18 protein-coding genes are annotated in these 17,264 nt (G+C 49.6%); 3 read left to right on the top strand and 15 right to left on the bottom strand.

Annotation, left to right across the window (positions count from 1 at the left end; genetic code table 11):
• Positions 1-36 precede the first annotated feature (36 nt).
• The 12 genes from DXN05_RS18290 to DXN05_RS18235 form a co-directional block, all read right to left on the bottom strand.
• Complete coding sequence (locus tag DXN05_RS18290) at positions 37-369, bottom strand: LysM domain-containing protein (protein ID WP_116848721.1); 333 nt, start codon at positions 367-369, stop codon at positions 37-39.
• Positions 366-1,016, bottom strand: coding sequence for a hypothetical protein (locus DXN05_RS18285; protein ID WP_116848720.1), 651 nt, complete (start codon positions 1,014-1,016; stop codon positions 366-368). The genes DXN05_RS18290 and DXN05_RS18285 overlap by 4 nt, the downstream gene beginning before the upstream one ends.
• Before the next feature lie 16 nt (positions 1,017-1,032).
• Positions 1,033-1,314, bottom strand: a complete 282-nt coding sequence (locus DXN05_RS18280; RefSeq protein ID WP_116848719.1) for a hypothetical protein — start codon at positions 1,312-1,314, stop codon at positions 1,033-1,035.
• Positions 1,307-3,301: an ATP-binding protein gene (locus DXN05_RS18275; protein WP_116848718.1), complete on the bottom strand. Its 1,995-nt coding sequence runs from the start codon at positions 3,299-3,301 to the stop codon at positions 1,307-1,309. The genes DXN05_RS18280 and DXN05_RS18275 overlap by 8 nt, the downstream gene beginning before the upstream one ends.
• Entirely contained in the window at positions 3,298-4,608 is a 1,311-nt protein-coding gene (locus tag DXN05_RS18270) for a DUF4255 domain-containing protein (protein WP_116848717.1), read from the bottom strand. The genes DXN05_RS18275 and DXN05_RS18270 overlap by 4 nt, the downstream gene beginning before the upstream one ends.
• The gene (locus tag DXN05_RS18265; protein ID WP_116848716.1) at positions 4,609-5,448 is read right to left on the bottom strand and encodes a hypothetical protein; all 840 of its coding nucleotides are present in this window, start codon (positions 5,446-5,448) and stop codon (positions 4,609-4,611) included.
• Positions 5,445-6,185: a T4 family baseplate hub assembly chaperone gene (locus tag DXN05_RS18260; RefSeq protein ID WP_116848715.1), complete on the bottom strand. Its 741-nt coding sequence runs from the start codon at positions 6,183-6,185 to the stop codon at positions 5,445-5,447. Before DXN05_RS18260 ends, DXN05_RS18265 begins: the two co-directional genes overlap by 4 nt.
• Positions 6,186-6,196: 11 nt before the next feature.
• Positions 6,197-6,718, bottom strand: a complete 522-nt coding sequence (locus DXN05_RS18255) for a phage tail protein (RefSeq protein WP_116848714.1) — start codon at positions 6,716-6,718, stop codon at positions 6,197-6,199.
• Between the two features lie 27 nt (positions 6,719-6,745).
• Complete coding sequence (locus DXN05_RS18250; RefSeq protein WP_116848713.1) at positions 6,746-8,290, bottom strand: phage tail sheath family protein; 1,545 nt, start codon at positions 8,288-8,290, stop codon at positions 6,746-6,748.
• Positions 8,291-8,333: 43 nt separating this feature from the next.
• Positions 8,334-8,861: a UpxY family transcription antiterminator gene (locus tag DXN05_RS18245; protein WP_116848712.1), complete on the bottom strand. Its 528-nt coding sequence runs from the start codon at positions 8,859-8,861 to the stop codon at positions 8,334-8,336.
• Positions 8,862-9,364: 503 nt separating this feature from the next.
• A complete protein-coding gene (locus DXN05_RS18240) occupies positions 9,365-10,615 on the bottom strand; it encodes a GAF domain-containing sensor histidine kinase (RefSeq protein WP_116848711.1) in 1,251 nt (416 codons plus the stop codon).
• A 111-nt stretch (positions 10,616-10,726) separates the two neighbouring features.
• Positions 10,727-11,125, bottom strand: a complete 399-nt coding sequence (locus tag DXN05_RS18235; RefSeq protein ID WP_158559314.1) for a response regulator — start codon at positions 11,123-11,125, stop codon at positions 10,727-10,729.
• A 484-nt stretch (positions 11,126-11,609) separates the two neighbouring features.
• Between DXN05_RS18235 and DXN05_RS18225 the strand changes: the two genes are divergently transcribed.
• Complete coding sequence (locus DXN05_RS18225; RefSeq protein WP_116848708.1) at positions 11,610-13,727, top strand: caspase family protein; 2,118 nt, start codon at positions 11,610-11,612, stop codon at positions 13,725-13,727.
• A 47-nt stretch (positions 13,728-13,774) separates the two neighbouring features.
• Positions 13,775-14,530, top strand: coding sequence for a hypothetical protein (locus DXN05_RS18220; RefSeq protein WP_116848707.1), 756 nt, complete (start codon positions 13,775-13,777; stop codon positions 14,528-14,530).
• Positions 14,531-14,547: 17 nt separating this feature from the next.
• Here DXN05_RS18220 and DXN05_RS18215 read toward each other — a convergent pair whose 3' ends face one another.
• The 3 genes from DXN05_RS18215 to DXN05_RS18205 all read right to left on the bottom strand — a co-directional run bounded on the left by DXN05_RS18215 (position 14,548) and on the right by DXN05_RS18205 (position 16,683).
• Positions 14,548-14,973 carry a DoxX family protein gene (locus DXN05_RS18215; RefSeq protein WP_116848757.1) on the bottom strand — a complete coding sequence of 142 codons (426 nt, stop codon included), beginning with the start codon at positions 14,971-14,973 and terminating at the stop codon, positions 14,548-14,550.
• 127 nt (positions 14,974-15,100) lie between these two features.
• The gene (locus DXN05_RS18210) at positions 15,101-16,009 is read right to left on the bottom strand and encodes a sigma-70 family RNA polymerase sigma factor (protein WP_116848706.1); all 909 of its coding nucleotides are present in this window, start codon (positions 16,007-16,009) and stop codon (positions 15,101-15,103) included.
• Between the two features lie 86 nt (positions 16,010-16,095).
• Positions 16,096-16,683 carry a hypothetical protein gene (locus DXN05_RS18205; RefSeq protein WP_116848705.1) on the bottom strand — a complete coding sequence of 196 codons (588 nt, stop codon included), beginning with the start codon at positions 16,681-16,683 and terminating at the stop codon, positions 16,096-16,098.
• Positions 16,684-16,837: 154 nt separating this feature from the next.
• Between DXN05_RS18205 and DXN05_RS18200 the strand changes: the two genes are divergently transcribed.
• Complete coding sequence (locus DXN05_RS18200; RefSeq protein ID WP_116848704.1) at positions 16,838-17,260, top strand: DUF1801 domain-containing protein; 423 nt, start codon at positions 16,838-16,840, stop codon at positions 17,258-17,260.
• Positions 17,261-17,264: the final 4 nt, after the last annotated feature.

Here is a 17,264-nt window from a genome sequence, read left to right as displayed (position 1 = left end):
AGCTCGAAGCTCGAAGCTTGTAGCTCGCAGCTTTCTCTAGCTGATGCGGATGTTGGCGCCGGGGGTGGTTGTTAGTTCTTCGGGGTGCATGGTGGTGTTGAGGTCGGCGATTTGCCAGAACTGTTCGGGATCGCCGGTATAACCTGCAGCCACATTGTCGAGCCGGTCGCCCTGTTTTACGGCATACAGCTGTGGCTGCGGATTGGGTGCAGGTGCTGTGATGAACCTGCGTTGTACATAGGCCACCGTATTGCCCTGTGCATCGGTATAGGCTGATGTTGGTATGCGGTAATAGCGGCTGTTTACACCGAAATTGCCTGCAGGCTGGTTGCCTGCGAGCAGCATGGCTTTAAACTGGTCTGCGGTCATAATATAGAAGTTATACCAAGGTTAGTTAATGGACCGCCTGAGAACATGGCTGCCAAACGTTCTTTGTTTTGCTGGTAGCTCATGTACAGGCTGCCGCCTTTGTGATCGAAGCCGAGATCATCTACCGTTAACACGCGCATGCTTATGCTCACTTTTGCCCTGATGGGGTTCAGGTTAACATCAAATGCTTCTTCGGTAATGCTGAACTCGGTTACACGTACCGGTACAATGCGGTTTTTATTCCAGATGAATAATGCCAGCGGCGTTTCCATCGGGATAATTTCAAGCGAACCGGATGAAGCACTGCTGTTATTGGCCAGCAGTTGCTGACTGGTGGGATAGATCATGGTTTCCAGTACAGACAGCTGTGGCTGTATCCCTACTTTCAGCGTAACACTGTCTGCTGTTTCGAGCTGGTCTGTTGCATCAATCTCTGCCTCTACTTTCAGTGTTTCCACAGGCGGGCCTGTTAAACGCATGGGCTCTGTGCGGTGGCTGCTTTCACCTGTGCTTTGCACCTGGAATGAGCGGGTAAGGCTGTCGGGATTGTACTGCAGCGTAATGATGCGCTGTACAGTGGCAGTATCGGGGTTTACCAGTACAATACCACCTTTGATGAGGTGCGGAGAACCGGGAAATGTGGTCATAACAGGTTACTGCAATTTAACGTGGTTTGGGCGAGCCATGCAGTCCGCCCATTACAGCAGCAGCCACCTGTGTGCCTGTTGCTGCGGCGGACTGCCCCGGCGCCATTTGTATAGTGTGTGCTCTTAGGGCTTCTATGGCAGCAGGCATGGCCAGTTCGGGCGGCAATCCCTGCTGTTGTAACATACCGGCCAGTGCTGCTTCCACGGCTGCACCAATATACGGTGCTTCGTGTGGTGCAAAACCATGCAGCACCAGTTCTTCTATATGCAGGTTTACCTGCCGGTATGGATTACGCATTGAGTTCGCTGTTGCTGAATATTTTTTCCAGTTTCTGGTATTCGTTTTTGGCAGCATGCATCAGGTGCGGCATTTGTATGGAAGTGTTTTCGCCTGCGGCCATAAATGCTGCATTGAGGGCAATGTTGCGGATATTGCCACCCGCCATGTTCAGGCGTGATAAACGCGCAATATCAATATCACTGGTGGGTGTACCTGCCGGGAAAATGCGCCGCCATATTTCCGCACGTTGTGCTGCATCGGGAAAAGGAAACTGCACCACGAAACGGATACGGCGTAAGAAAGCTTTGTCCAGCGCGCTGCGCATGTTGGTGGTAAGTATGGCCAGGCCGCGATAGGCTTCCATGCGTTGCAGCAGGTAACTTACTTCGATATTACTGTAGCGGTCATGACTGTCTTTGATATCACTGCGTTTGCCAAACAGGGCATCTGCTTCATCAAACAATAAGATGGCACAGCTGTCTTCTGCTGCATCGAATATGCGGCCAAGGTTTTTTTCTGTTTCGCCAATGTATTTGTTTACTACCTGGCTAAGGTCAATCCTGAACAAATCGAGCTGCAACTCCCCTGCCAGCACTTCTGCCGCCATGGTTTTGCCGGTACCGCTTTCGCCGGAGAACAGGGACGTAATGCCCAACCCGCGTGAAGCCATGGCAGCAAAGCCCCATTGCTGGTATACCTTGGCGCGTTGTTTTACCTGTTCACCCATCTGGCGCAGCATGCTTTTTTGTATATCGGGTAATACCAGGTCGTCCCAGGTAGCAGCGGGTTCAATGCGTTGCGCCAGTTCGTGAATGGGTGCGCGTGTATGTATGGCGCACGATTTCCATAATACCCTGCTGATGGCTGCGGCATCAGGCGCGGTTGCAGTTGCGGTATACACGGCCATCTGCTGCAATACCTGCGAGCCGGTGCTGTGTATGGCCTGTGCATCGAGACTGAACTGCCCTACCAGTTTTTCCAGTTCGCCGTTCAGTGTATCGGTATAAGGCTGCAATGTATCTTTCCATAAGGTAAGCTGTTCTGCAGATGAGGGCCTTGGCACTTCAAACAGCAGGCATTGCTGCCGTACTGCGGGTTTCCACTGGCTGCTGCAAACAATAACCAGTCCCTGCACCTGGCTGATCAATGCATTTATGGTTTGCAGCTTTACTTTATCATTCATATCGGCCGTGGCCATATCAACCAGCAATGCGCAATTGGTAAGGGCAATGGTCCTGTTCCATAAACGCGTGTACTCGGTAATGTCTTTTGCATTGGTTGGAACGGCCTGTAAAACCACCTGGTACAAAGGCAGCTGCATGAGTGAACAGATGGCCTGCGCAATGGCAGGTTTATCGCCGCTTTGCGCGCCGGACAATACCATCACAGGCCAGCCATCTACCATTCGGCTCATGCACAATTGCCGGGCCTGTTGCGCCAGCGCAACCTGCGAAGGCACTTCGGTAACGGGTATCAGCAAGCCATCGAGCACACCGGTAAAACGCTCATCGAGCTGCGGAATGCCGGTGAGGTAATGTAATACCTGCTCATCAATTTTCAGCAGGCTGGTAGTAAGCAATTGCGAAGGCAGCAGTTCAATCAACCGCCAGTAACGCAGCGGGGCCTGCGGTGTAAGCGCATTCCAGTGTGCATTGCCTAACACTGACAAAGCCAAACCAAAGGAAGGCAGCATTCTTGCACTGTCGCCCTCCATCTGTGACAGCAGCAGTGCAAAACCTGCATCCAGTTCAGCACCTGCGCTTAACAGCAATACCGAACGTTCAAAAGCAGAGAGATTGAATTTATTGCACAATACGTCCAGCGCAGCAGGTGCCGGCAGCTGTGCCTGCGCCTGCGCCACGGCTTCATTGGCCTGCTGCAGCCGGGTTTCCCCATCATCGGCAGGCGTATAAAACAGTTGCAGCTGCAAACGGATTTGCTGCACTGCAGCCATCAGGTATCGCTGGTTGGCTTCCGGCCAGGAAAGTTGTTGTGCTGTACTCATGGAATAACCACTGTGGGTGCATTGTATCGGCCTGCGCTATCGGCGGCCAGCGGGCTTTCTGCACCATTAATGCGTATACGTACCAGGTAAGTGCCTGCGGTAACACCTGTAACAGGAATGGTTACCGTATCGGTTGTGGCAGGCCCTGCGGCGAGCGTTGCGGCAGACAAGGTAAAGCTGTAGGCGGCCAGCGGTGTAGTGCCGGTTACGGCCACCCACTCGTTCAGCAGCAACTCTACCTGCTGCGTGTTGGCCACCAGCGGGTTTACTTTCACGGCTATATCTGCCGCGCGTGGCGCAGTACCTGTGCCGGTTACATTGGCTGCTGTTACTGAAACGATGGAAGGGCTTAGTACAAAAGCCTGCACATTAGATACAGCGCCTTTGTGTGCCACGGGCGGAACGCCCATTAATTGCGGCTGTACTACCTGTGCGGTATGCACCCCGGCGGTAACAGCTGCCGGTATGGCAATGCTGATTTGTTCGTCGGATATATCTGCAGGTGCCGGTGTGGCTACAATGCCGTCGATGTTTACGGTAACCTGGTCGCTGCTGAGCTTATGCCCCTTCAGCACCAGTATATAACCGGCCAGTATCTGCTGGTTGTCGACCACAGGCGCGGCAGGCGCTGACTTTGAAGCGATGGATTCAATGACCGGCTGATGAAACGGCACCACATACAATTGACGTGAGCGAACAGGCAGGGCTGATTTTTTTGACTTGCGGCTTTGCAGCAGTACTACGGTAACCTTGTAGGCAGCCGTGGCACGGTACTTTGCCTGGAATGCAGGCCATAGTTTTGAAATTTCCTCGGTGCTTAGTACCACCGGGGATATTTTGATGAGCTCTGTTTGTTCGGCCAGTTCTGTGAGTGCCAGCATGGGCAGGTTTACATCCAGCGGGGGTTGCAATGCCTGTTTAATGATGTCACGCGATAACACAGGTGTATCGTGCAGTATCAGCATGGCAAAGCCCATGAGTATTTCGGGCAGCAATTCGGTAGCGCTGTAGGCAGAGATGAGGTAATGCAGGTCTAACGCCAGTGGCGGGTTACTAACCCTGGTGCCTGCACTGTCGTGCGTTGGCAGCCCTTCGTTGCGCCAGCCCTGGTTTACCGTAGCCTGGTACATAAACAGGTTGAGCTGTGTTTGTTCATTGGCTACTGATGTGTCTATGCGGTCTGGCGGAATTGCGGTGAGTGCGAAGTTACCGCCAATGGCGCCGGATACGTCGTTATCTACAAAGCCGTTGTTCAGCAAATCTTTCATCACATGGGTCACGGCGGCAATGGCAAGAGCGGTGCTCATTTATTTTGCTTTGTTGCGCTGTTTTAAATAATCAGACAGGGATACTGTCGGTTGTGCCTGGTGCTTTGCTGCAGGGGCAGCCGGTTTGTTACCGGGTACAGCCCGCACATCAATACGGCCGATCGTTACTTTTACCACAGGCTGCGCTGCCTGTTGTGTGGCGGCTGTTTGTAAAAAGCTGTTGCGGGCGCCCTGGTAAAATTGCTGCATCCATCCGCCCAATGCAGCGGAGGCCGCATCTGTTGCGCTCAGTGACCGGGGGATTCTGCCGGGCTGTAACACCTGCTGTGCACCAGTTTCAGCAGCATCGCCATTTTGGGGCCATGCTGATTTTTCTACCTGCACCTGGTTTACCTGTGTTGCGTTTTCGCTGTTGTTGTGCAAATGTGTTGCCTGCTGTATTGCAGCTGCCGGTAATATGCCTGCTGCGGGCTGCAAGGCGTTATCAGCCCTGACCGGTTGCCCGGCCTGCAGTGCCTGTGCTGCCTGCTGCGCAATGTTGATGGTGGCATCGTTTTGCTGCTGACTGGTTTCACCGGTTGCTGCGTTCACTGCGGGTACCGGCATGCCTGCCAGTGGTGTGGCGTGCGCTGCTATAACCACGTTGTTGTGTGCAGGCGCAGCTGTTGCTTTATTTTCCGCATCCTGCTGCAATGCAGTGGCAGTGCGGCCTGCAACATCATCATCATGTAAGCCACCTGGTGTAATCATACCTGATGGTAAATGATGGCCCTGTTTGTTATCCGCCTGTGTTCCGGGTTCAAACTTCGCCCTTATGCGCGGACGAATGTGCAAACCTGCTTCTGCGTGGCGCTGTACAAGATGGTGTATAAAACTCATGCTTTAATCATTTGCAGGTAGTATTGCCTGCGTTGCGGACTTAATGCGAGAATGGCTTCTTCCGTCCAGCCGAATGCCATGGCCAGCACGGCTGTTTCCTGCAGCAGGTGTTTCACGGCATTGTCTACTTCAATCCATAAATAACTGACAATGTCAAAGTGCGACTGCCACTGGTGTTCACAGGCCGGGCAGGTTAGCTGAATGCGTATATCGGCCTGCCTGTCGGCATCTTCCATATAGGCATTTACTGCATCGAGTGCTGTTTGCGGCAACTGTGCTGCGACACAGGGTTCTCCATTGTGCCATGCCGCGGTAATGCAGTTGTGTAAAATAAGCGAGGCATCATCCAGGTAGGCTTCCTGGTACAACACCTGCAGCATATCGTTGCTGTTGGGCAGCCTGAAATGCACTACACAATCATCTGTAGCAATGCTGTGCAGCTGCACTTCAGGTTGTTGCTGCCAGTTTTGCAGGCGAAAAGTATCTGTGCCGGTTTCCCATTCAATTAATTCGTTGCACTGCGGGCAATGTACCAGGTTGATGAGTTGCGAACCAAATAGCCATTCGCGCAATTGCAGCAAACGGGCGTCCCGCTCCCCTATGCTCCACAGCACGGGTGTACAGGCAGTTGGGTTGCCGCTGGTTACATACAGCAGCTGCAGTATTTTTTCGAGGTAAGTCCGGCAGGTGGTATCTTCCCATACAGCCAGTAGTTCACCCGGTGTTGGCGTGCGCATGGGCTAACCGGCTATGGTTCGTTAAAAGAAGGCTCTGCAGGTTCGGTAACCTGGTAGTCACGTTCCCAGCCTTCGTTCTCCAGTTTAATATGTTGTATGGCGATAGCATTGGCGTTAGCATCGAGATCGGGTAATGACTGGTACTCCGAAACCCAGCAACGGTGCACATGATAGGCAATGGCCAGCTGACCTGCTTCGTTGTACAGCTCAATGGTAATTTCCTTGCGGAAATCTTTGAGCGAAACTTCAGAGCCAAGTCCTGAACCAAAGTTCCATACTTTGTTGGCCCATTGTTCAAACTCGGTATCATGGGTTACACCGCGCTCGAGCGTAATGGCTTCGTACTCGGTACGGCCCGGGCTTTTGCGGCTGCTGCTGGGATCGCCGCCTTCGCGGTGTTTCACTACTTCGGTTGTTTTTTTAAGACCACCAACCTTGCTGATACCCGCTACATAACGGCCGTCCCATTTAACCCTGAATTTGAAATTTTTGTAGGGGTCAAAACGTTGCGGGTTTACCGTGAATTGTGCCATAGTATTTTGTTTTAGAAGTCTTTGAGGTTATATGTCTATCTGGCCTGCCAGCTGTTGTATTTTGATGTATACAAACTCCGCCGGTTTCAGCGGTGCAAAGCCAACCAGTATGTTTACGATGCCCTGGTCAATATCGTTCTGCGTGGTTGTTTCCTTATCGCATTTAACCAGGTAGGCCTGTTTGGGTGTGGTTCCCTGGAACGCACCCTGGCGGAACATGTTGTGCATAAACGCACCCACGTTCAGGCGTATTTGCGCCCACAGCGGTTCGTCGTTGGGTTCAAACACTACCCATTGTGTACCGCGGTACAGGCTTTCTTCAATGTACAGTGCCACGCGGCGAACAGCAAGGTATTTGTATTCATCTGCCAGTTTATCGGCACCACGCATGGTACGTGCACCCCATACCACTACACCGCTGAGCGGGAAGTTGCGGAGGCAGTTAATGCCAACGGGGTTAATCAAACCGTTTTCGAGATCGCTGAGGTTGGTCTGCAATCCCTGCACACCGCTCAGTGCGGCATCAATGCCTGCAGGCGATTTCCAGATGCCACGGGTGGAATCTGTTTGCGAAATGATGCCGGCCACCAATCCGCAGGGAACAAATGTATCCTGCAAGCCATCCTGCTGCGGATCGGCCTGTAATACACGCGGGTAGTAAATGGCGGCATTGCGCGCAGCCGGGCCGGTAAGTCCCAGTGAGCTTAGGTTGGAAGCAACTGTAGCGGGTGCTGCCGTACCCCAGGCCAATGGTGTATCTACCAGCAGGATGGCTCTTTTATCCACGCAGATGCTTAACGCTGTTGCATAAATGGCTTTGTCTGTATCGCCACCTTTTACAGCAGGTGTAATGCAGAGCAGGTTAAACAGGTCGGCTTTGTTCAAAGCAAACAAACCTGTTTTGTCTGCCGCATGTGCAGCATCGTTGTAGGCAGCGGTGTCGAGATCATCGCCATCTGTACCGCCTGAAAAATTTGTTTTGGTAACAACGCCTGCATTCACTGCAGATGCGTCTGGTCTTGTACCGGGTGCAGCGCCGTGTATGCGTACCAGGTTAGAGCTTTGTGCAAGCACCTTGGTAACAAAACGGGGATCTGCAGTGTTTACCGAAACGTTCAGGAATGCTTCGGTAGTACCACCCTCTGCGTTCTCGCTTACGAAAAGGTTAAACAGGTTGGCATCCGGCGTGGTGGCATCTTCATCTTTGGTATGATGATCTACCCATACCTGCAGGTTATTGCCGAACGTACCTTTGCTCGCGGCTTCCAGGGCCAGCCCGCTGATGGTACCTGTTGCAGCAACTGCATTTTTCTCGATACGAACGATGATGGCCACGCTGCCGCCGTTCTGGTAAAAATCCCGTACGGCATAACTCATGGTGCTCTTCGTCCATATACCGCCGAAGATGCGCTGAAAATCGCCGTAGCTGGTAATGGTAACAGGATCACTCACCGGACCGCGGAGTGCCCTGCCAACAAAAGCGGTGATAGAAGTGGCCACGCCCGTGATTGTACGCACGCCGCTGGACAGTTCTTCAATATACACTCCCGGATAGGTTGGTTGTACTGGCATAAGTAAACTGATTTTTGTATGATGATAATGACTGCCACTGCAGTTAACAGGTGAGGCTGCCTTCCTGCATGCACATGAGTTGTTCGGCCGGCAGGTTCAGCAGTATGCTGCGCTGCAACAGGCTTATGCGAACCAGAATTTTTTCTTTTCCCTTGTATTGCACCACTTCACAGCAATAGCCCGTAAACACGCCTTCCCGTATCATGAGCTGGCGGCCGGGCCTGAAGTTTTCATACGATATTTCCATACCGGTTTCGCCCTGTACAGCCAAACGGATATGATCAATCACCGTATCGCTGATGCGTGCAATTTCTTTCCCTGTTCTTACATAATGCAGCACACCGTCTATATCCAGGCTTTTGAGATAACACTGGGTATCGGTTAAATGCACAAATACATAAGACGGGAACAATGGCGTTTCAATGTACTTCTTCCTGTCGCACCAGGTGCGCAGTGTTTTAACGGTGGGCAGGAAAGCATTGACAGCTGCTTTTCCCAGTTGTTCGGTAACTTTTTTTTCGTGGCGCGGTTTGGTGTAAATCACAAACCATCCTGCATTAAACTTGCTCATAACACTAAAAACTTAAGGGTTACAGACAATCCGGGTTAACCGGTTTATGAATGACCTTTAAAAACGCACTTCGTTGAGGATTGGATATAGCTATCGCTAGTGTAAGTACCAAAGCAGGAGACAAATGAGGATAAGGGGCTGAAGAGGAAATGCATAACTACTTACCCGTGTTATTGGCATAACCGGCATATGAGATACACTTCAGTAAAAATTAGCAGGACGTATAATAACGTGAGGATAATATGCAGGCACAAAGTAAAAAGGATATTTTAAAAGTGCAAGGGTTTTGAAAAATGTTTTTGCTACATTTTGAAAATCCGAAAATGTAACCATCTAAAGCAGCCTGAACCCCTTTATACATGCGGGTTAGCGCATATGCATGCAACATGGTTATGGTACAATCGTGCCGGAACAATTTGAAAATGTGCGTGCATGATAGCTGTGCAGCTTGTTGCCGGTGAAGACACCGGCAACGGCAGTTGGTGATCGTCACGACCGGCGATTTATGCAAGTGGCAACAGCAGCGAGAACACCGATCCCTCTCCCGGGTTGGATGTAACGTTGATGCTGCCGCCGTGGTTGCGTACTATTTTGCGGCAATAGGCCAGGCCGGAGCCTGAACCATCGGTATTGCTATCGTTGCTGAAACGCACAAAGATGTCGAAGATTTTGCCGAGCTGCGCCTGTTCAATACCGGTTCCATTGTCTGCAACCACGATTTCGCAATAGCGGGATAAATCGGTGCCGGGCAACAGGGCATCATCCTGTTGTTCTGTGTTTAACGGTCGCGCGTAAATATGCACCAAAGGCTTAACATTGCTGCGCGAGCATTGTACAGCGTTGCGAACAAGGTGGTAAAACAGCTGCACCATTTGTGCAGGCACGGCCTTTACTTCGGGCAAAACATCAGCCTGCAATGCCGCTTGTTTTTCGTTGAGTTGTACGGCCAGGCGGTTGCGTACTTCACGGATCACCAGGTTAAGATCCACGGGTTCAAAACTGAAGTGTTGCTCATCCAGTTCAGAGAACGTGGTAAGCGCGTGAATTTTGCGGCTTAGGTCGCCTGCAAAGGAATTGATCTTGGATGCAATATTGCGGGCCTTGCTTACATCGGTTTCTTCCGTTGCATTTACCAGCAGATCGCTGAACATTCTTATTTTCCGCAATGGCTCCTGCAGGCTATGGTTGGATATGTGCTGGTACTGCCGGTTCTCATCACGGTAATGTGTTAACTGCCGGTTGGTTTCGAACAATGCATGCTGGCTGCGTTCCAGTATATCGGTACTGTGCAGGTGCAGCATCAGCAGCTCGGCAAACAAGGTAAACAGCCCGATAATTTTGGGATTGTTGAGTTGTGCAGGACGCGGGTCGATGGCGCATAAGGTTCCGAAAAAAGCGCCGTTCTTCAGGAAAAGAGGAAAAGAAATATAACTCTGGAAGCCATACATGGCCGGTGTATGGTGATAACGGTACAGGTCGCTTTCAGAAACATGATCGATAATCACCGCCTTGCCGCTGTCGCGGATTTCGTTGCAGATGGTTGTCTGGAGCTGTAATTCGCCGCCAGGTTTTAACCCGAAACTGATTTCATCACGCACACAGCAGGCGATCCAGCGCTGCTGGGTAACACGCGCCACTGCTGCGAATCCCATACCTGTGGTTAAACAGATCACTTCGAGCATGGTAGGAACAATAGATAAATGCTGCACGGCCTCAATATCGGCCGCTAACTGCGCTTCAAGGGTATCACTCATGTAATATTACACTGTTAAACAGTAACAATACAATAAAGATACTCTTTTATCGGTGCTGGCCCCGGTGCCGCTTACAATAAAACAAGCCGCCGGCACAGGACTAAGCTTTTTTTAATCAGCCAGCGCCACTGTTTCGTGCCCTGCGGCCCGGTTGCCATGCAGTTTCTTGCTGATGAGGTGAAGGTAGTCGCGGTTAAACGGTTTCATCAGCCATTGTACGGCTCCTGCCTGTAAAGCTTCTTCTTCTGCAGTACCGGTACAGCCGGCGCTTAAAATGTACACGGGTATGTATTTGAGAAGGGCATGCGCTTTTAACTGATGAAGCACTTCCATGCAGTTGGCGCCGGGCAAAAACTGGTCGAGCAGCACCACATCGGGTAACAGCTGCTGTGCTGCCAGTATGGCTTCGGCAGGGTCTTCGTAAAACAGGGCCTGCACACCGTGCTGGGAACAGATTTTTTCTGCAATCAATTTGTCTATAAAATTGTCTTCTATAAAAATCCACTTCATAGGCAAAACATTTACACAAGAATACACCAGCCTTTTACACATTCAAAGGCGTTAATATATACTTAAGCGCTGTTATATGAATTTTAAGCGATTCTGTATAAAATACTGTGTTTCTGAAATTTAGCTTAAAGCAAAACAACCCGTAAAAGGACAGCCAATGCGGTATTTGATTTATTATAATGATCCAATCATCCCAAAGCTGTTCTGCAGCTGTCCCCGGGAATACTGCAAAAAAAGCATGGCAGGTATTGCATTTGTAGAATATAATAACAAACTTTGGCAACAGCATTGTAACCCTGTTCATTTCACGTTTACGTTTGCAGCTGCCGGTGCTATTTTTATATTACCGGCGGTATACGGAAATAAACACACTCCATACAATTATCCCCATAGCAATCCCTGTATTGAACTTTAGCCGTTTGGCACGCTGCCAAACGGGATTACACTGTGTGCAACTATTAAACACCGCCGGAAAATTGCCTATATGGAAAAAGAGAACAACAACAGGCCCGTGCTCTATGCGCTGTTAATCGGCATCAATGAATATCCTTCGCCTTTAAAAATGGGTAGCCAAACCATCGTGTTCCCCCCCCTGCGTGGATGTGTGAATGATACAACAGCGATTAATGATTACCTGCAGACAGAAAGAAATTTTACCCTGCAAATAAAACAGCTGCACAACAGCGATGCCACCAGGCAAAACATTGTGGCTGGCATACAGCAGCATCTTGCGCAGGCAACGGCCAATGATGTGGCCTTGCTGTATTATTCCGGTCATGGCACACAGGAAGAAACAGACACCGCCGTATTTCAGAATGCAGACACACATAAACTGCAAAGCCTGGTATGTTATGCAGATGCCGCATCGGGCAACAACTTTTTGCTGGCCAATAAAGAACTGCGCTGGCTGATACATAACCTTGCAGCCACAGGCGCACATATTGTTACGCTGTTCGATTGCTGCCATTCAGGCGGCACTACCCGCAATGCCGCACTTGTGAAAGATGCATTTAAAGATGCAGAAGCAGCAGAAAGAAAGGTGGATGTTGTTTTCCCGCAACGGCCCTGGGGCGACTTTATCTTCAGCCACCAATTGCAGCAGGCGCAGTTTACACCGCATAACCTGGCGCAGCTGCTGCCCGAGGGTTTTCATTTCCAGCTCACGGCCTGCGAGCAAAATGAATCGGCCATGGAGCTGAACCGGCGGGGCGTGTTTACACAGGTACTGCTAAGCGTGTTGAAACATGCAGGCAGCACCATTACCTATGCCAATTTATGGGGGCGCATACGCCAGTACATGCGCAATGTATATGAACAAAGACCCACGCTGTATGTGGGCGCAGGCAACAGCAGCGACTGGCATACCAATTTCCTGAACAAACCCGCAAGCGCAGCCGGTACGGCATTGGGTGAAGCCACGTTTAATGAAACGGATGGCTGGCAGCTGAACATGGGCGCCATACAGGGTGTGGCTGCCAACAGCACCGTGCAATTGTTTACTGCCGGTAACCGTGATGTTACGATAGCAGCTACTACCGCCAATATAAAAATAGATTACTGCAGCCTGCAACCCGCATCACCACTGGATGAAGCACAGGTATACCATGCCGAAGTGCAGGCAGCGCAATCCAGTCAGCTGCCGGTGTATGTTGATGACCCTGTGAACCAGCAGGCAGCTGCCCTACCCATTCAGCAGTGTGTGTTTGACAGTTTGTTTAATCCATTCAATAGCAGCATTACCCTTGCCACGGGTGAAACAGCAGCCAGGTATGTGTTACGGCAAACAGCAGGCCTGTATTATATTACCCTGCCAAACGACCGGTACCGCCCATTGGTACAGCCGCTCAATGCAAAAGACACCGCTACACCACAGCGGTTGGCTGCATTTTTTAAACAGATGGCACGATGGGAGTTCATTAAAACGCTGCGCAACCCGGTAGTTGACGAAAACACTGCCTTTGTAAAAATAGAAATAGCCATTGGTGAAACGGCACCCTATGAAACCATTGGCAATAGCGAACAGGTACCGGTTACCCTGCTGCAGCAAAACAATACCTGGCAGAATACGGTACGTATACGGCTTACCAATACCACACAGCAAGACCTGTACTGCTGCGCGTTGTACCTGCTATCAAACTTTGCCAGCTTCTCCAAATACCTGAACCCGCCGGTGAAATTGCTTACACCCGGCAACCCGGTTGAGCTGGTGTACAACAACAGCGCAGTACTTGCTTTTGCAATAGACGAGATCGCTGTTTGCTACAACTGGGAAACCACCAGCGATTACCTGAAACTGGTTATCAGCACCGTGAACTTTGATGCCACCACACTCGACTTCGGCCCCCTGCCCATGCCTGCCACTACACGACTGCACCGCGGCGCACAAAACCTGTACAGCAACGATGCAGCCGGTGTAACAGACCTGAAAGAAAGCAACTGGCATACCCAGCTGGTTGAGCTGTGCACCATTAACCCGCTATACAATACCGTGGGTAAAAAGCAGCTTGAATCACTGCTCGGCAATCCTGAAACAGCACCGTTCGCCAAAGGGCTTTATTGCACCAACAACACGCAGCAGCGTATTACCCTGTTACCGGTGTAAAACAAACAACGCATCCAAAACCACCTCATCTATAAAAATTCAACAGTATGCCAACGCACGACGTAGAAAAGTTTATCAAATCACTGGAACTGGCAGATGCCGCTTCAACCTACCCTACCGACAAAGATTTAACCGATGCGGAAAAATTTGTGGAAGGAAAAGAGCAGGCTTTTTTAAATGACCGCAGTATTTTTTCCTTTGCAGCAGACACAACCGGGCAGATACGCGAAGATGTGCTCAACTCTACCCTGTTGGCGCAACTCGCTGCCAACAAGGCTTACAGCGATCCGGCCGACCTGGTTAAATGGCAAAAGAAATTTGCTGAAGTACTCAAGAACCTCGGCTGGATTGTAGAAGGAACCGAGTTTCAAACCTTCAGTTCAGCACATGATCTTGTGGAAGTAGAACAGGTAATTGTGGATATACTTACTGCCAGCTTCGGCGCTGCAATTATTCCCATCATTACCAAAACACTGGATGCGATAAAAGGCCTGGCCAATACCGACGGCAAAATAAAAGCCTTTGAACGCAACACCACTGCCGTATCAAAAGGAGTTTTTCAACTGGGCGTAGCTACGCAGAAAAACGACCTGGTAGCATTGCAGCTGGGTTCATTCATTATTTCCACCGAAAACAAGATTACGCGCATCCTGTTTTTCAAAATAGAGAAAGACCGGTCTACCCTTGATTACAATTCACAGAAAGCCACCCTGGTGGCAGATAACTATGCCAAAGTGCGTGAAACCATTAAAGAAAAGCTGGGCGAAAAAACACAGGATTATATTGCCGGCATAGAAATATAACTCATACACGCCGCTTATTATCCATATACCTTTTCATCTTTTTTTACTGCTTCCCTGCTGCTTTTGACAAGCTGGCCTGTGCGCTTCAGGAAATAGTAATACGATACAGACAGTACACCCAAAAACAGCAGGGGATCTATCACATACATGATACGGTCGCCTGTTGCGCCGTGCGCAATAGACCCGGATACCAGGGTAATGGCAAAACCGGCATAGGCAAACTCTTTCAGCTTAACGGGTATGCCCGGTGCCAGCAGTACCAGTATACCCAGCGTTTTGGCAATGGTGAGTTCTATTTTAAAATAACCGGGCAGACCAAGGTGTTTAAAAGCGCCTTCAGGATACAGAAAATGATCGTTAAAGGTAAAATTCACCACACTAAAAGTCATCACCGCTGCAATAACGGATGTAGCAATCCAGTAAATCAAATTGTCCCTTTTCATCTTGTTAAGTTTAAACACAAGACAAATTGCAGCACCTGTATGTGACAGCACAATAATGAAAATTTGAAAGTGTGCTAATGAAAACAATTCTACCATTTTTGCCTTTCATTTTCAAATCAGCAAATTTTCAAATTGTTTCGCTCCTGAATTGCATCAGCTTATCCGGGTTTGTTTGTATATAGATATTACTGATACGGTCACCATCGGGTTCAATGGAAACCAGCGCGATGGGGGTATTTCCTGAAAAGTTAAGGATCGAGGGCAGGCCATTGGCCATAATGATCTGCTGCCGGAAATCGGGGATATGTTCATGAAATTTGGGCCATACATTAATGAGCAGCCTGCTTACATTTGCACTGCCGCAAATAGGCTTTTGCGTGGCAGTAATGCGCTGGCCATTCAGCATAAATGTATTGCCATTGCCATCGCCCATCAGCACAATATCCTCTTTCAATACCTGGATTAATTCCTCCACCTGCCCTGCAGACACTGCTTCCAGGAAATGATGCAGTATTTTTTCATGCACCTTCAGGTCTACTTCAAAACGCCGCGTTTCTTTACCCAGGTTGGCTTTGGCACGTTTCAGGATTTGCCGGCAATTGTCTGCCGTTTTCTCAAAAATCTCTGCCAGCTCAGCATAGTCATAGGCAAATATCTCGCGCAGCAAAAATATCGCGCGCTCCTGCGGAGTAAGCTTTTCGAGCAGTACGAGGATACCGATGGACAATGCATGATACGATTCTACCCTTTTCTGCGCACTGCCGGTTTCGTAATCATTCAGCGGCTCTGGCAGCCATATGCCGATATACGATTCGCGGCGCACACGGGCACTTTGCAGGTAATTAATGCAGGTGTTGGTTACTGCCTTTACCAGGTAAGCCTTGGTATTGTGAATGGCAGAATCGTTGGTTTCGAGCCATTTTACAAACGTATCCTGCACAATATCTTCTGCTGCAGCTACCTGCCCCAGCATGTTGTACGCAATGGAGAACAGCAGCGATTTGTAATCGAGAAATATGGTGGCCTTATTGTTCATGCTATTACACAATTTACCCTGTTTATACGAACTGGTATCCGTGTATTACAGCAGACAAGGCAGCCAGGCCATTTGTGACAGCAATGCTAACCGTGCCCTGTATCCGTAAGTTTTACGGAAATATGAATCTGTTCAACCGGTTGGGCCTCATTGCCCGCCAGATATTTATTGAGGATAATTTTTTTACGGTGGTCCTTACTCCAGAAACGGACCATTTTATTACTGGAATCAAGATGCTTTTCCACTTCCCGCTTTGCGGCATACCGGCCCAAAGCCTTATCCAGTGCATAGTAAGTTGAATCGCCCACGGCAATATTGCTGGTTACCACATCCATCCACACTTCCCCTAACCATTTTGCCGCTCCGTTTCTTCGCATGATAACAGTGATACTTCCGCGGTCAAATGCAGGGTCAAAATAGTTGTTATGGTGAAATTTAAATGTATGCCAGGATGGGGTATCATTCTTGAAAAAATCAGGCGGGTAAGCCGTCCATCCTTTCGCCGTATCCAATTGCAGGTTATCGTTGCGTTTGAATGTAGCTACCAGGCCTGTATCTGTTCTTTTCAGGCCAGTTTGAAAAAAGATGGATGCAATCAGGGTGTCAATATTTTGCGCTTTTGCAGCAACACCAATGGTCAGCAACAAGCATACCAGCACTAGCAGGCGAAACATAAACAATGTTTTAAGGTTACCCCGGTTAGCGGCCAATAACACATACCGGGAATAGGTATTGTACGAAGCAGGAAATTACTGCTTTTACCTATGCAAAAGCGCAGTTGATATTGTAACTTTAAAATAAATCTACTCACCCCATCAATGCGGAATTATGGCAAAGGCAAAACCCAAAACTACGGAGACCGGCAAAAGCGTAGCCGCGTTTATTAAAACCATCGAAGACGAAACCAAACGGGAAGACAGCCGGCAGCTGGTTGAGATAATGGCACACCAAACCGGTTATGAAGCCAAAATGTGGGGAACCGCGATCATTGGTTTCGGAAGTTATCATTACAAATACGAAAGTGGTCATGAAGGCGATGCCCCATTGCTGGCCTTTTCACCGCGCAAAGCTGCTATTACCTTATATGTTGCTGCTTTTGAAGAAAAGGAAGCCCTGTTGCAGCAACTGGGCAAACACAAAGCAGAAGGCGGTTGCGTTTATATCAAAAAGCTTGAAGATGTTGACCTGGAAGTGCTGAAAAAAATCATGCGGCTTTCGGTTAAGTTTATGCAGAAAAAGCATGGGAAGTAAGCTA

Origin of the sequence: Deminuibacter soli (assembly GCF_003412455.1) — a bacterium.
Lineage (GTDB): Bacteria > Bacteroidota > Bacteroidia > Chitinophagales > Chitinophagaceae > Deminuibacter > Deminuibacter soli.
Note: the sequence above shows the minus strand (reverse complement) of the source record. Positions and strands in the feature narration are given on the sequence as shown.

Bases quoted from the DNA above. Each gene is read 5' to 3' on its own strand.
- DXN05_RS18290 (WP_116848721.1), bottom strand. From the start codon at position 369: ATGACCGCAGACCAGTTTAAAGCCATGCTGCTCGCAGGCAACCAGCCT.
- DXN05_RS18285 (WP_116848720.1), bottom strand. From the start codon at position 1,016: ATGACCACATTTCCCGGTTCTCCGCACCTCATCAAAGGTGGTATTGTA.
- DXN05_RS18280 (WP_116848719.1), bottom strand. From the start codon at position 1,314: ATGCGTAATCCATACCGGCAGGTAAACCTGCATATAGAAGAACTGGTG.
- DXN05_RS18275 (WP_116848718.1), bottom strand. From the start codon at position 3,301: ATGAGTACAGCACAACAACTTTCCTGGCCGGAAGCCAACCAGCGATAC.
- DXN05_RS18270 (WP_116848717.1), bottom strand. From the start codon at position 4,608: ATGAGCACCGCTCTTGCCATTGCCGCCGTGACCCATGTGATGAAAGAT.
- DXN05_RS18265 (WP_116848716.1), bottom strand. From the start codon at position 5,448: ATGAGTTTTATACACCATCTTGTACAGCGCCACGCAGAAGCAGGTTTG.
- DXN05_RS18260 (WP_116848715.1), bottom strand. From the start codon at position 6,185: ATGCGCACGCCAACACCGGGTGAACTACTGGCTGTATGGGAAGATACC.
- DXN05_RS18255 (WP_116848714.1), bottom strand. From the start codon at position 6,718: ATGGCACAATTCACGGTAAACCCGCAACGTTTTGACCCCTACAAAAAT.
- DXN05_RS18250 (WP_116848713.1), bottom strand. From the start codon at position 8,290: ATGCCAGTACAACCAACCTATCCGGGAGTGTATATTGAAGAACTGTCC.
- DXN05_RS18245 (WP_116848712.1), bottom strand. From the start codon at position 8,861: ATGAGCAAGTTTAATGCAGGATGGTTTGTGATTTACACCAAACCGCGC.
- DXN05_RS18240 (WP_116848711.1), bottom strand. From the start codon at position 10,615: ATGAGTGATACCCTTGAAGCGCAGTTAGCGGCCGATATTGAGGCCGTG.
- DXN05_RS18235 (WP_158559314.1), bottom strand. From the start codon at position 11,125: ATGAAGTGGATTTTTATAGAAGACAATTTTATAGACAAATTGATTGCA.
- DXN05_RS18225 (WP_116848708.1), top strand. From the start codon at position 11,610: ATGGAAAAAGAGAACAACAACAGGCCCGTGCTCTATGCGCTGTTAATC.
- DXN05_RS18220 (WP_116848707.1), top strand. From the start codon at position 13,775: ATGCCAACGCACGACGTAGAAAAGTTTATCAAATCACTGGAACTGGCA.
- DXN05_RS18215 (WP_116848757.1), bottom strand. From the start codon at position 14,973: ATGAAAAGGGACAATTTGATTTACTGGATTGCTACATCCGTTATTGCA.
- DXN05_RS18210 (WP_116848706.1), bottom strand. From the start codon at position 16,009: ATGAACAATAAGGCCACCATATTTCTCGATTACAAATCGCTGCTGTTC.
- DXN05_RS18205 (WP_116848705.1), bottom strand. From the start codon at position 16,683: ATGTTTCGCCTGCTAGTGCTGGTATGCTTGTTGCTGACCATTGGTGTT.
- DXN05_RS18200 (WP_116848704.1), top strand. From the start codon at position 16,838: ATGGCAAAGGCAAAACCCAAAACTACGGAGACCGGCAAAAGCGTAGCC.